The organism is Streptomyces sp. NPDC096013, from assembly GCF_044763565.1.
Classification (GTDB): Bacteria; Actinomycetota; Actinomycetes; order Streptomycetales; family Streptomycetaceae; genus Streptomyces.
The window spans coordinates 1,535,612-1,551,886 of record NZ_JBIWGK010000001.1 but is presented as its reverse complement, the minus strand read 5'-3'; the positions used below and the strand labels follow the sequence as shown (position 1 = coordinate 1,551,886).

At 73.5% G+C, this 16,275-nt stretch carries 1 protein-coding gene (running past one end of the window); it reads left to right on the top strand.

Annotated features, from left to right (window positions below; all coding sequences use genetic code 11):
• Positions 1-16,275, top strand: partial view of a hypothetical protein gene (locus tag ACIRB1_RS06590; protein ID WP_403464766.1) — the 3' portion only. 13,881 nt of this gene lie to the left of the window's left edge; 16,275 of the gene's 30,156 nt are visible here — the last part of the coding sequence; its start codon lies off the left edge, out of view; its stop codon occupies positions 16,273-16,275.

Below are 16,275 nucleotides of genomic sequence, written 5' to 3'. Positions count from 1 at the left end.
CGGTTGGACGGGATCGGGCTGAGCGCGGCTCCTCTCGATGTCACGGGTACGGACGGTCTGTTCAACGAGGCCGAGGCATGGCTGCGCCGCGAGGGCTTTCTGCCACCTGCCCCAACAGCCCCGGCCGCCACCGGAGTCGGCGGGCGGCTGAAGCAGGCGGCGCGGAACCATGAGCCCGAGCACCAGATCCGGCTGCACGCCCAGCTCAACAACCTGCGGCGGCTGAACGAGGCCCGCTCCCGCACTGGGCTGCGTGCCGCGACCGACTCGATGGTCGACGGCGGGCACGCCCTGCACTTCGAGGTGCCCAACAGCACCGACACGGGCGTCCGCCGGGTGCGGCTGCTGCTCACCGCCGACCGGGACACCGGGCAGGCCAGCACCCACCGCCTGGTGCTGCCGGGTATCCAGGTCATGGGCCTGGCACAGATGGCGGGCAGTGACGCCGAGCAGCGCGGCGAGTCGTACAGCGGCGCGCTCGGGGCGCTGGGCAGTGTCGGCGGTCCGCTGGGCAAGTGGGGGTCCATCGGGTTCGGCGGCGACTACCAGTACGGCCATCAGGTCACGCACGGCGACACCGTGGGCGGCGCGACCGGGCACGACCAGTTCTTCATCGCCACCGGACAGGACAGCCACGCGTTCGACGTGCCGGTGCGGTTCGCCCTGGACCTGTACGCGGACGACGGCGATCAGCCCAGCGAGCGGTTCGGGCAGAACGTCAACCAGGCCGCGGCCCCGGCACCGGCCCCAACCGCCCCCGGGACAGCGCCTGTTGCTCCCGCGCCGCCCGTCGCGCCCACCGTCACCGGGTCGCTGCGGCTCGCGGTGCCGGACGGCCGTACCCACGCACCCACGACGGCCCCCGCGCCGCCCGCGCGTGCCGACGGGGTGCCGCGCCCGACGAACGCGGTCGACCGGGCCCGGCTCGACGGGACCGACGCGACCGGCACTCCGCGCCCGGAGCTGGTGCGGATTCCCGACGACGCGCTGATCGACACCGTGCGCGGTTCCGCCGCGATCGAGTCGGTCTTCCGGCGGGCCGCGCGGGAGATCCGCCACCAGGCGCAGCAGGCCGCGCCGCCCACCCCGGCCACCGGCCCCATCCTCCCGGTCGCCGCCCCCGGCACGGCACCCGCTGCCGCCGCGCCGCAGCGCGCGAGCGTCTTCCCGCTCGCCGGGCACGGGCTGATGGACAACAGGACGCGTGCCGCCGAGACCCGGCACGCGGCGATCACCCCGGGCAGTCTGGTCGCGCACGGGCACGAACTGTTCAAGAACTCCTATGTGGTCGAGGGCCTGAGCCTGCCGGGGACGTTCGCGGACGGGCAGTACTCGCTGGAGATCGAGGCCGTCGCCCACCGGCCCCGGCTGCTGGACACCACCCGGCAGTACCTGGAGACGGGGGTCTCCGCCACCGACAGCGCCCAGCAGGCCAAGTCCCTCGGAAAGTCGCACCAGTTCGGCGGCACCGGGACGGTCAGCCAGAGCGCGACCACACCGGTGGCGCCGAGCAACACCGGTACGGAGACGGGTGGTTCGGACTCCGCGGGTAAGAACACCTCGAAGCCGAACAAGAACCAGTTCAACCCGGCCGTACGGCTCAACAAGGTGTCCCGCACCGACACCTCCGACACGCTCTCCGCCGGTACCGGCGTCAACCGCACCCCCACCGAGAGCGGCACCCTGCACCGGGTGGTCGCCGACGTCACCTACGTGGTCACCGTCCGGGCGGGTTCCCGCACCCTGCTCAACGGGGTCGGGAACCCCGGCACGATCGACCCCGTCACCTTCTCCGTGGACGTCCCCGACGGCCTCCAGTTCCTCATGACACAGGGCCAGCTCAACCGCGACGCACGGTGGATGGGCTCGGTGAACGGTCTCACCCCGGCACCCGTCCCGGGCCAGGCTCCGCTGCCGGCGGCGTACGTCCGCAACCGCCAACTCGGCCTCGGCGGCGTCCTCTCGGTCATCGAGTACGACCGTCCCGTGGCCGCGCCCGTCCCCGCGACCGGGCCCACCGCGGGACAGGTCCCGCTGGGGCCGGTCAATCCGAGGGAGCGGCGCGGCCAGGTCCGGCGCGAACTGATGGGACTGGTCGAGACCGAGGCACCCGGAGTGTTCACCCCGGGGCACGCAGGCCACCAGCCCGGTGTGCACAGCCGGATCGCCCAGCTCACCTCGACCGCGGGACTGCGCTCGCTGCCCGGACGCGGCCCGGACGGCACCCCGCACCCGGCCACCACCCGCTTCCACTTCCGCCACCACGGCTACGGCGGCGAGCGACTGGTCGAGGTCACCCTGCGCGCGGTGCCCCGACGGACCCAGAACCTGGCCGCCATCCGGGGCTCCTCCACCCCCGGCTCCGGCCTCGAACAGTGGCAGTCGCACACCGCCGCGGGCCGCACCACCACCCGCGCCTCGGTCCGGCAGACACAGCTCCCGATCACACCGACCGTCCGCTACCTCCGTCCGGACCAGGGCCCCGACCCCCTGACGACGGACCGCTCGGCGCCCGGGTTCACCCCGCAGTCCGCGAGCAGCATCTCGGTCCGCCGGGCGACCACCGCCGACAACCGGTTCTGGCTGCGCACCGACAACGGCGCCGACTTCGACGGCCTGCGCTACGACTACGAGCTGTCGGTCCGTTCCGCGCTGGTCGTCGACTGGCCGCCCAACGTCGTCGGCGGTCTCATCCAGAACGGCGTCATCGCCTGGGCCGACACGGACGGCGACATACGCCAGTGGATCGACCGGGTGCTGGAGGGCGGCAACTCGCGCACCAGCACCGTCCCGGTCAGCCTGGCACTGCGGTTCACCGGCACCGAGACCAACGTGCCCGTACCGGCGGCCACGGTGACCGCGCCGTCCGCCGAGTCCGGTGCCGACCCCCGCAACACCGTCCTGCCGGGCCCCGCCCGCACGCCGTATCTCGCCGACGCGCAGATGTTCCACCCGGTGGGACCGACCCCGGCCTTCTTCTTCGACGGGTGGGCGCATCTGGAGACGGCGCTGAACCAGGTGGCGCCGCCCGGCGGGCACGGCTGGCACGCGCAGATCACGTCGGTCTCCGTGGAGGGACAGGCCGTCCGGCTCGGCCAGCTGATCCAGGCCGGGCGGGTCAGCCTCGACCGTCCCCGGCTGGTCGCCGACCTCACCCGCAAGCTGCCCGGCAGCCGCCCCTTCGAAGGAGCGCCGGAGCAGGCCCCGTCGATCGCCGTGTCGCTGTACAACCCGCGCCGCTCGACCCACGCCGACGACGTCACCCTCGACCAGCTCCACAACACGACCGACACGGTGAGCACCGCCGCGGGCGCGGACCACTCCATGGCGACCTCGTTCACGGAACTCCTCAGCGGCGACGACGACAACCGCCAGCTCGGCGGGATCAACGTCCCCGTCGCGCAGCGGCAGACCCAGCCCTCGTCCTTCGGCGGCACCACCACCGGCAGCCGCCGCGACTGGCTCAAGTCCGGCAGCACAGCAGCGCCCGCCGGCGGGGCGCGCGGCACGCGGAGTTACGTCGTCGACGCCGACGTCCACCTCCTCGTGGACGGACCGCAGGGGACCCGGCACGTCACCGGCACGGTCACCCTCCGGGTGGAGGAGCGCGACCTCCTCGGGCACGGTCTCATCACCCCGGCCGAGGCCCCGCCCAACGTCCACGACCTGCCCGCGCTCGTCCCCGACTGGGCCACCGCGGAACCGCACACGCTGCCCGAACGCCTCAACTCCGCGATCCCGCCCGGCGATCACGGCATCCAGGTCTGGGTCGCCCTCGGCGCCGACCCGCACGGCATCCGGCTCGGCCAGGCGCTCTACGCCGCGTCCCGCACCGCCGTGCTGGGCAACCGCCCGCTGGAACTGATGACCCGCGACCCGCAGGGCATCCGCCGCTGGGAGTTCACCCCCGACGGCGCCCTCGTCACGGCCGACCCCGATCTCACCACCGCGTGGACGGCCTTCCACACCGAGGCCGTACGGCTGCACGACGCCACCGACACCCTCGCGGACACCCCGCGCCTGCTGAACCTCCGCACCGCCGCCCGCCGGGAGGCCAACCAGGACTACACGATCGCCGTGGAGGAGCACAGGGCAGCGCGGCTCGCACGCACGAACGCGATCACCGCCCACCGCGATGCCGTGGCCAAGGCAGCAGCCTCCGCCAAGGCGGCGGCCGACGCGGCGGCCCTGGTCGAGCGGCTGAAGCGGGACTTCGCCGACGCGCGGCGGACGGTCACCACCCTGCCGCCGCAGATCGCGCAGCACGAGCGGGACGAGACGCGGGCCCGCAGCGAGCGCCGGACGGCCCTGGCCCGCCTGACCCAGACCGAGAACACCGTGCGCGCCGAACGCGCGGCAGCCCAACAGGCCGCGCAGGGTGGGCAGTCGGTCCCCGCGCCGGCCCCCGTGGCACCCAACGCCGCCCGGACCAAGACTCCTGCGGCCGATGTCGCCGACGACCCCCGCGTGCAGGCCGTGGTCACGCAGATCGACGCCCTCGACGACACGATCCAACAGGCCACCGACCAACTCGCTGCCGATCGGCCGAGGTTGGCCCGCGCGGAGCGCATCGTCAGCATCGCCCCCGAACGCATCGAACAGGCGGAGGGGAGCCACGAGAAGGCCGTCGAGGAGGCGGAGCGGGACGCGCGCGACGAGGAGACCGCGGCCAGGAACCTCCGGACCGCCACGGCGCAGGAGGCCGAGGCCCAGGACGAGGTGGACGAGGCCCAGGACGAAGTCGACCAACGCGACGCGGAGATCGTCGCCGTCGTCACCGCGCAGGTGCGGGCCGCCGCCGAGCAGACCGCGGCCACCGACGCGCTGGAGGACCTGTCCGCCGACGTCCAGGACAGCGCCCCGACCCCCGAACAGTCCCTCCGCACCACCTTCGCCACCACCCCGCCCCGCTGGCCCGCCCCCGACGGCCCGGCCGCCCCCCTCCCGGCCGGCGGCCAGACCCACACCCCGCCCCCGGCCACCGCCACCACCGGCACGGTCCCCAAGGCGACCGCGCCGAAGCCGAAGAAGACCGCGCCGCCCAAGTCCGGTACCAGCGGCGGGAAGTCGGCCAAGAGCAAGAAGTCGGCCACCGACAAGACCCCGGGCCCGGACAAGGGCACGGCGCTCACCAAGGGCACGGGCGTCGACAAGGGCAAGGGCGTCGACAAGGGCAAGGCCCCGCTGGTGACATCGCCGTCCGGCACCACCCCGGCCGGCCCGCTGTCCCCGTACGTCGCCCCCACGGGCAACGCGGTCCCGACCCCGGGCGACGGCAACTGCCTCCTCTACGCCGTCATCGGCAGCGCGCCCGCCCTGGTCCGCACCCGACTACAGGCGGCCGACCCGACCCTCGACCCGGGTCTCGCCCAATGGCTCGGCCGGCCCGACGATGTACGGCAGACCCTCAGGACAATGGAGCGGAACCCGCGGACCGTGACCCAGGGGTCCGGTCATCTGCGGGCCGCCCAGCGGGAGTTGCAGGGCCTGGTCGCGGCGCGGCTGGCGGCGGCCCGGGACGGCAGCCGCCCGCTGCCCCCGCAGGTGCTCGGCCAGCTCCGGGGCGTCCTCGCCGACCGGTTCGCGACGTTGGTCGAGAGAATGTCCGACGCGGACGTCACCAACCGGTTGACCGTGTACGGCATCCAGGGCATGACCCAGGCCGAGGACCTCGACCCGGCCGACCTCCAGGCCCGCTACCTCCAGGCCGTCACGCTCGGCACCGCGCCCGCACCGACTGGCGCCGCGCCGAGCAACCGGCGCATGTTCGCCTACCTGCGCTCGGTGAACGCCCTGCCCACGGTCGCCACCATGACACCGGACGAACGCCGGGCCCTGCTCACCGCCGGCTACCACCGCAGCACCGCCCCGCTCACCCCATCCGAGGCGGCCTTCCTCGACCGCGCGGTGCAGGACTGGTCTAACGTCTGGACCGACCCGATCGGCGACACCTTCCTGCCGCTGCTCGCCGACACCCTCGGCGTCCCGATCCACGTCTTCCAGCCGGTGACCGACACACCCACCGGCCCCCAGGGCATCGTGCTGCGCTACGGCCCGAGCACCAACGCCCGTGCGCTTGAGGTCCATTACACGGGCCTCAACCACTACAGCGCGAGCGACACAACCCAGGGCACGGGCGGACCGACCATCACCCCGTCGAAGGCGCCGAGGGGTCCCGGGGACGCCGACAGTGTCCAGCCGGACGGCCGTTACCGTCCCGAGCCGGTGCGCGACGCGGCCGATGACCTGCCCGCCTCACGGGTCAACAGCCCTGCGCCGAAGGCCAGTTGGCACGGTCTGCGTCCGCATGCCCAGCCCGCGGTGCACTCCACCGAGCGGTTCGATCCGCACGCGGACCAGTCCAACCCGCCCCGCCCGGGGACACTCAGCGGTGCGACGACTCTCATCCGCGCCCAGATCCGCCGTATCCAGGCGCCCAACGGCCAGCGGATACGCGACTACACGGTCAATCTTCCGGTCACGGCCAACGACCCTGCCCTCACGCAGCGGTTGAACGACCGGATCACCCGTCTCCTGGACACCCATCTCAATTCGGGTCTGGCGCTGCCACGTTCAGGCGACCAGCTGCACATCAACCTGAACCTGATCAGTGATCCCTCCCACCCCGAGGCGGTCACGCTCACCGACAGCGAGAAGCCGGGCCGGGCCGACCAACTCCACCTGGACGCCAACCACTCCGACGAAGACCTGCTCCACGAGGTCCTGCACTACCTCGGTCTCCCGGACGAGCAGCGCGACAACGACTTCCTGTTGCGCAACCACGCCAACAGCACCACGGTCCGCACGACCGGCCTCATGGCCACCACCCAAGGACCGGTCCACATCCCGCGGCGCTACCTCCGCATCATCGAGGACGTCACCGCTGCCGGGCCCCAACTCCACGACCACACGGGCCAGGACGAGACCACCCCCACTCTCGATCCGGACACCACTCCCATCCCCACCGACGCCCCCCTCGTCTGGCCCGCCTCCCACGCCCCGACCGTCCCGGCCCCCGCACCGGCCCAACTCCCGTCGTCCTACGTGAACTCGTACGGTTCGCTCCCGGACGGGACCGTCGGCCTGGTGTACGCGGAGCCGTTCTCCGACGAGGTGATCGAGGGGCTGCACGGGCAGATCTACGAGGCGCTCGGGCTGGACGCCGACGATCCGCCGGAGTCCGTCCGCGAGCAGGTACGGGGTGCGCTGAACCGGGACAACCTCGGACTCCAGCTGCCGTATCTGCGGTCGAACGGCGGTCACCGGATCACCGTGACGGTCGACGGGCGCGACCACACCGTGGACGTACAGCTGACGCTGTCCGATGCCCGGGCCTCGTTGCGGCAGGGGCGGTTCGATGCGCGTGATCCGGACAAGCACGTCGAGCGGCGCGGGTTCGGCACGCGGGAGAACTTCTCCAGTCAGCCGTCGGGGACGTATCGCACGGTCCAGGTGCCGTGGACCGGGTCGTGGCCGATAGAGGCGGCGACCGCGGTACGGGCGGTGGACGGTTCGGTGACGGCTGCCCTCACACACAACCAGGCGAGCGATGCCACCACGGTCACCCAGGCCGTGCAGACGACGTCCGCGCAGCGCTCCAACGAGCCCTCCGATCCAGTGGAGTTCAGCACCCGGTGGCGGGTGCGCGTCGACGCGCCCGCCGTCACCGCGCCGACCACCGGTACCGCGCCCGCCGCCGACGGCTGGGGCACCGCGGAGTCCCACGGGCCGACCACGATCTGGTTCCCCCGGCACCTCACCACCGCCGACCCCGCGCCGGGTTCGCTGCCCGCGCCCGCCGCACCGGCCGATCTCCCGCTCTACGGCGTCGACTCGGTGCTCGACCCGAGGGCGCTGTACGAGCATGTCCACCAGACCTTCCACGCCGACCTCGACGAGACCGCGGCCGGGCAGGTCTCGGACTTCCTCTCCGAGCAGGTGCTGCGCGGCACGCTGCCGATGCAGATCGACGGCGGCATCTACTCGCCGGTCCTCACGGACGCTTCCGGCAACGCGGTCGGCATGCTGCACCTGGTCACCGTGCCGAACGTCGGCACCCCGCTGCGGCAGAGCACCCCGGGTCAGATCAACCTGGAGAGCCACCTCGTCAACACCGCGAAGGTGGACCTCTCCTCCCGCTACACCAGCGGGATCGGGGTCAGCGGCAGCGGTGCCGCCGCCCTCACCGGCGACCACGCGCAGGGGCACCCCGACGCGTCGAGCGTGATCGGCGGCAGCCTCGGTCTGCGCGGGCAGACCCAGGCGACCGTCACCAACACCTACAGCGCGAGCAGTTCCGCCGGGACGATGCACGCCATCCGCACCAACCGGGGCCACCTCCTCACCCCTTCCGGCACCACCTACCAGGTCACCCTGATCCGCCCCGACGGCACCGAGACGGCGGCGCCCCCGCTCACCCAGACCCGCGGCATGGACCTCCGCGTGCTCAGCCAGGCGGACGCCAACGGGCACCCGCCGACGCCCGCCGAGGTACGCGAACTCCCTGACTCCCTGGAGCGGTTGGACGGGATCGGGCTGAGCGCCGCGCCCCTCGACGTCACCGGCACGGACGGCCTCTTCGACGAGGCCGAGGCATGGCTGCGCCGCGAGGGATTCCTGCCACCGTCCCCAACGGCGCCCGCACCCACCGGAGTCGGCGAGCGGCTGAAGCAGACGGCGCGGAACCACGAACCCGAGCACCAGATCCGGCTGCACGCCCAGCTCAACAACCTCCGCCGACTGCGCGAGGCCCGCTCCCGCACCGGCCTGCGCGCCGCCACCGACGCCATGGTCGACGGCGGACACGCCCTGCACTTCGAGGTGCCCAACAGCACCGACACCGGCGTCCGCCGCGTCCGGCTGCTCCTCACCGCCGTCCGCGACCACACCCAGGCCAGCACCCACCGCCTGGTCCTCCCAGGCATCCAGGTCATGGGCCTCGCGCAGATGGCGGGCAGCGACGCCGAGCAGCGCGGCGAGTCCTACGGCGGCGCGCTCGGGCCGATGGGCAGCGTCAGCGGGCCGCTCGGCGGCTGGGGGTCCATCGGGTTCGGGGCCGACTACCAGTACGGCCACCAGGTCACGCACGGCGACACCGTGGGCGGCGCGACCGGGCACGACCAGTTCTTCATCGCCACCGGCCAGGACAGCCACGCCTTCACCGTGCCGGTGCGGCTGGCGCTCGACCTGTACGCGGACGACGGGGACCGGCCCAGCGAGCGGTTCGGGCAGAACGTCAACCAGGCCGCGGCCCCGGCACCGGCCCCAACCGCTCCCGGAGCGGCGCCGGTTGCTCCCGCGCCGCCCGTCGCGCCCACCGTCACCGGCACGCTGCGGCTCGCGGTGCCGGACGGCCGTACCCACGTACCCCCGGCGGTCGCCGCGCCGCCCGTCGCGCGTGTCGACGGGGCGCCGCGTCCGGCCAACGCGGTGGACCGGGCCCGGCTGGACGGGACCGACGCGACCGGCACCCCGCGCCCGGAGCTGGTGCGGATTCCCGACGACGCGCTGATCGACACCGTGCGCGGCTCCGCCGCCATCGAGTCGGCCTTCCAGCGCGCCGCCGCCGACATCCGCAACCAGGCCCAGCCGACGCCCGCCACCCCCGCCACCGGCCCGATCCTGCCCGTCACGGCACCCGCGCCCGCCGCCGCACCGCAGCGCGACGGCATCTCACCGCTCGCCGGACACGGGCTCACGGACAGCACGACGCGCGCCGCCGAGACCCGGCACGCGGCGATCACCCCGGGCAGCCTCGTCGCCCACGGCCACGAAGTCTTCAAGAACTCCTATGTGGTCGAGGGCCTGAGCCTGCCGGGGACCCTGGCCGACGGGCAGTACTCCCTGGAGATCCAGGCCGTCGCGCACCGCCCCCGGCTGCTGGACACCACCCGGCAGTACCTGGAGACGGGCGTCTCCGCCACCGACAGCGCCCAGCAGGCCAAGTCCCTCGGAAAATCCCACCAGTTCGGCGGCACCGGGGTCTTCACCCAGAACCCGCCCACGCAGCCGAGCGGCCCGGAGAACGCGGCCGGACAGGGCAACACCGGCCCCGAGTCGGACGGTTCGGTCTCCACCGTCCAGAGCAGCGGCAAGCCGTTCAAGGGACTCTTCAACCCCTCGGCCCGGCTCGGCTATGTCTCCCGCACGGACACCGCCGACACCCTCTCCGCCAGCACGGGCGTCAACCGCACCCCCACCGAGAGCGGCACCCTGCACCGCGTCGTCGCCGACGTCACCTACCTGGTCACGGTCAGGGCCGGCTCCCGCACCCTGCTCAACGGCGTCGGCGAGCCCGGCACCGTCGCCCCCGTCACCTTCGCGGTCGACGTCCCCGACGGCCTCCAGTTCCTCATGACGCAGGGCCAACTCGCCCGCGACGCGCGGTGGATGGGCTCCGTCCAGGGCCTCGCCCCGGCCCCCGCGCCGACCCTGACGGCCCCCCTCCCGACGCCGTACACCCGCAACCGCGAACTCGGCCTCGGCGGCGTCCTCTCGGTCATCGAGTACGACCGTCCCGTCGCCGCCCCCGTCCCGGCGACCGGGCCCACCGCGGGACACATACCGCTCGGGCCGGTCAACCCGAGGGAGCGGCGCGGCCAAGTCCGGCGCGAACTGCTGGAGTTGGTGGAGGCGGAGGCGCCCGGCGCGGTCACCCCGGGGCACGCCGGATACCAGGCCGGTGTGCACAGCCGGATCGCGCAGCTCACCTCGACGCCCGGACTGCGCTCGCTGCCCGGACGCGGCCCGGACGGCACCCCGCGCCGCGCCACCACCCGCTTCCACTTCCGCCACCACGGCCACGGCGGCGAGCGGCTGATCGAGGTCACGCTCACGGCGGTGCCCCGACGGACCCAGAACCTGGCCGCCATCCGGGGCTCGTCCACGCCCGGCTCGGGTCTCGAACAGTGGCAGTCGCACACCGCCGCGGGCCGCACCACCACCCGCGCCTCGGTCCGGCAGAAGCAGCTCCCGGTCACCCTGACCACCCGCTACCGCCGCCCCGGCCAGGGCCCCGACCCGAAGAGGACGGACCGCGCGGCGCCGGTGTTCACCCCGCAGTCGGCCACCAGCAGGTCCGCCCGCCGGGCCACCACCGCCGACAACCGGTTCTGGCTGCGCACCGACAACGGCGCCGACTTCGACGGCCTCGAGTACGACTACGTCCTGTCCGTGCGCTCCGCGCTGGTCGCCGACTGGCCGCCCAACGTCATCGGCGGTCTCATCCAGAACGGTGTCATCGCCTGGGCCGACGCGGATCACGACGTACGCCGGTGGGTGGACGAACTGCTGGCGCGTGGCAACCCGCGCACCCGCACCGTCCCGGTCCGGCTGAGTCTGCGGTTCACCGGCACCGAGACCAACGCGCCCACGCGGCCCGCGACGGTCACCGCCCCGTCGGTCGTCTCCGGCGCCGACCCGCGCAACACCGTGCTGCCGGGCCCGGCCCGCACGCGGTATCTCGCCGACGCGCAGATGTTCCACCCGGTCGGGCCCACCCCGGCGTTCCACTTCGACGGCTGGGCCCACCTGGAGACCGCCCTCGACGCGGTGGCACCGCGCGGTGGACGCGGCTGGCACGCGCAGATCACGTCGGTCTCCGTGGAGGGACAGGCGGTCCGGCTCGGCCAGCTGATCCAAGCCGGGCGGGTCAGCCTCGACCGCCCCCGGCTCGCCGCCGACCTCACCCGCAAGCTGCCCGGCACCACCCCCTTCGAGGGAGCACCGGCCCAGCCCCCGACCATCGCGGTCACCCTCTACAACCCGCGCCGCTCGACCCACGCCGACGACGTCACCCTCGACCAGCTCCACAACTCCACCGACACGGTGAGCACCGCCGCCGGCGCCGACCACTCCTTCTCCACCGCGTTCACCGAACTGCTCAGCGGCGACGACGACAACCGCCAGCTGGCCGGGGTCAGCGTCCCGCTCGCGCAGCGGCAGACCCAGCCCTCCACCTTCGGCGGCACCACCACCGGCAGCCGCCGCGACTGGCTCAAGTCCGGCAGCACCTCCGCTCCCGCCAACGGCGCGCGCGGTACGCGGAGTTACGTCGTCGACGCCGACGTCCACCTCCTGGTCGAGGGACCGGAGGGCACCCGCCACGTCACCGGCACCGTCACCCTCCGGGTGGAGGAACGCGACCTCCTCGGGCACGGTCTCATCACCCCGGCCGAGGCTCCGCCCAACGTCCACGACCTGCCCGCCCTCGTCCCCAACTGGGCTACAGCAGAGCCGCACACCCTGCCCGAGCGCCTCAACTCCGCCATCCCGGCGGGCAGTCACGGCGTCCAGGTCTGGGCGGCCCTCGGAGCCGACCCTCAGGGCGAACACCTCGGCCGGGCCCTCTACGCCGCGTCCCGCACCGCCGTGCTGGGCAACCGCCCGCTGGAGCTGATGACCCGCGACCCGCAGGGCATCCGCCGCTGGGAGTTCGCCCCCGACGGCGCCCTCGTCACCTCTGACCCTGACCTGACCACCGCGTGGACGGCCTTCCACACCGAGGCCGTACGGCTGCACGACGCCACCGACACGCTCGCGGACACCCCGCAGCGGCTGAACCGCCTCACCGCCTCCCTCCAGCACCGCAACCGGGCGCACACGGACGCCGTCGACGCCCACACACGGGCGCGGCACGCGGTCACCGTCGCGGTCACCGCCCACCGTGACGCCGTGGACGAGGCAGCCGCCTCCGCCAAGGTGGCGGCCGACGCGGCGGCCTTGGTCGAGCGGCTGAAGCGGGACTTCGCCGACGCGCGCAGGACGGTCACCACCCTGCCGCCGCAGATCGCGCAGCACGAACGGGACGAGACCCGGGCCCGCAGCGAACGCCGGACAGCCCTGGCCCGCCTGACCCAGACCGAGAACACCGTGCGCGCCGAACGCGCGGCAGCCCAACAGGCCGCGCAGGGTGGGCAGTCGACGGCCACGCAGACCCCCGCACCGGCCCCCGTCGCCCCCAACGCCGCACGGACCAAGACCCCGGCGGCCGATGTCGCCGACGACCCCCGCGTGCGGGCCGTGGTCACGCAGATCGACGCCCTCGACGACACGATCCAACAGGCCACCGACCAACTCGCCGCCGATCGGCCGAGGTTGGCCCGCGCTGAGCACATCGTCAGCATCGCTCCCCAACGCATCGGCCAGGCGGAGGAGAGCCACGAGGAGGCCGTCGAAGAGGCGGAGCAGGACGCGCGCGCCGTCGTCCGCCGGGCCGAGAACGTGCGGATCGCCAGGTTCCGCGAGGCCCGCGCCCAGCGCCGCATACCCCGCGCCCAGGCCAGGATCGCCCGCCGCAACGGCCAGCTCGCCACCACCGTCACCGCCCAACTCCAGGCCGCCGCCGACCAGTTGGCGGCCACCGCCGCACTGCCCGGTGTGTCCGCCGATGTCCAGGACAACGCCCCGACCCCCGAACAGTCCCCGCGCACCACCTTCGCCACCACCCCGCCCCGCTGGCCCGACCCCGACGGCCGCCCCACCCCCCTCCCTGCCGCGGGCCAGACCCACACGCCGCCCCCGGCCACCACGACGACGGTGCCGACCACCACCACGACCACCACCACAACGACGGCTACGACGACCACGCAGACCCCGCCGAAGCAGCCGCAGAAGAAGACCGCGCCGTCCAAGCCCGAGAAGGACAAGGGCAAGGGCAAGCAGTCGGCCAACGGCAAGAGCGCCGGCACGAGCACCACCAAGAAGCCGGGCCCCGGCAATGCGAAGAACACGGGCACCGACAAGACCAAGACGAAGACCGGGCCCGCGCCCAAACCCGGCACGACCACCACGACCGCGACAGCCACCCAGAACCCGGCACCGGGCACCACCGCGGCCCCGGCCGCCCCGCTGTCCCCCTACGTCGCCCCCACCGGCAACGCCGTCCAGACCCCCGGCGACGGCAACTGCCTCCTGTACGCCGTGATCGGCAGCGCCCCCGGCCACGTCGCCACCCGGCTGCGCCAGGCCGACCCGACCTTCGACGCGGGCACCGACGCCTGGCTCGGGCAGCCCCAGCTCGTCCGGCAGACCCTCACCACCCTCGCGCAGCACCCGGGGACCGTCGACCAGGGAACCGCCCATCTCCGCGCCACCCAGCGGGGGTTGCAGAACCTGGTGCTGGCCCGCCTCACCGCCGCACGCAACAACACCCACCCGCTCCCGCCGCAGGTGCTGGGCCAGCTCCGGGGCGTCCTCGTCGGCCGGTTCGCGACGGCGGTACAGGGCATGAACAACGCCACCGTCGCCACCCAACTCGCCCTCTACGGCATCCAGGGCCCGACCCGCGCCGAGCAGATGGACCCGGCCGACCTCCAGGCCCGCTACGTGGTGGCCGTCTCGGCGCCGGGCGCACCGCCCGCACCGGCAGGCACCCCGCCGAGCAACGCGCGGATGTTCGCCTACCTCCGTGCGCTGAACGCCCTGCCGACGGTCGCCACCATGACACCGGACGAGCGCCGGGCCCTGCTGGTCGCCGGCTATCACGAGAGCACCGCCCCGATCACCGCGCCCGAAGCGGCCGTACTCGACCGCGCGGTGCGCAACTGGTCGACGGAGTGGGCGAACCGCGTCGGCGACGCCTTCCTGCCGTTGCTCGCCGACACCCTCGGCGCCCCGATCCACGTCTTCCAGCCGATGCCCGCCGCACTCGCCGGCACCACCGCGACCGGCGGCCCCCGAGGCATCGTCCTGCCGTACGGGCCGACCACCAACATCCCTGCGCTGGAGGTCCATTACACGGGCCTGAACCACTACAGCGCGAGCAACGTGAACACCGTGGCCGCCCCGCCGAACATCACTACGTCGAAGGCGCCGCGGGGTCCCGGGGACGCCGACAGTGTCCAGCCGGATGGCCGTTACCGTCCCGAGCCGGTGCGTGACGCGGCTGATGACCTGCCCGCGGTCCATGTCAAGGACCCTGCGCCGAAGGCCAGTTGGCACGGTCTGCGTCCGCATGCCCGTCCTGCGGTGCATTCCACCGAGCGGTTCGATCCGCACGCGGACCAGTCCAGCCCGCCCCGCCCGGGGACGCTCAGCGGTGCGACGACTCTCATCCGTGCCCAGATCCGTCGTATCCAGGCGCCCAACGGCCAGCGGATACGCGACTACACGGTCAATCTTCCGGTCGCGGCCAACGACCCTGCCCTCGCACAGCGTTTGAACGACCGGATCACCCGTCTCCTGGACACGCATCTCAACTCGGGTCTGGCGCTGCCACGTTCAGGCGACCAGCTGCACATCAACCTGAACCTGATCAGTGATCCCTCCCACCCCGAGGCGGTCACGCTCACCGACACCGCGAAGCCGGGCCGGGCCGACCAACTCCACCTGGACGTCAACCACTCCGACGAGGACCTGCTCCACGAGGTCCTGCACTACCTCGGTCTCCCGGACGAGCAGCGCGACAACGACTTCCTGTTGCGCAACCACGCCAACAGCACCACGGTCCGCACGACCGGCCTCATGGCCACCACCCAAGGACCGGTCCACATCCCGCAGCGCTACCTCCGCATCATCGAGGACGTCACCGCTGCCGGGCCCCAACTCCACGACCACACGGGCCAGGACGAGACCACCCCGCCCCAGAACCCCGACACGACCCCCATCCCCACCGACACCGATCTCGTCTGGCCCGCCTCCCACGCACCTGAGGCGCCGCTGAGTGCCGGTTCCCTGTCCGCGACCCCTGCCGAGTTGAGGGACGACCCACAGGAAGAGCCGGAGAACGAGCCTCAGGAACCGCAGCTCCCTCCCGTCGTCGTGCCGGAACAGGGACCCGAGACGTTCGCCCACGCACTCGCCCGTCTACTCTCGACTCCCGGTACCACCGACCCCGCCCCCGTCTGGACCCGTGCCCAAGACCCCCACACCGCCCTCCTCGCCTGGGCCCAGGCCGACGTGGCGGCTCACGGTGCCCCGGACGACGCCCCGCTCCCGACGCCGGGGACCGCGGTGTCGACCGACGTACTGGCCGAAATCGGCGCGCTCACCGAGGAGTTGCGCGCCCAGTCGATCCTTCAAAGCGGCATGGTGACCGTCGGGGACGCCGGGCTCGACGACGCGGCCCGCCTCGCGCTGGTGCTGGCCCGCCCCGACGACGCCGCCTACGCGGCCACCCTCGCGGCCCTGGTCGCACGGGACACCGGGCGGCCGATCGTGCTGCTCGGCCCCGGCGAGCTCACCCGGCGCCTCGGCCCGGCCGAGGGCGCCCCGCTGACCTTGTATTTTGACGGCAACCGGTTCACGGTCAACCCGCCCGCCCCGGACGACGACTGA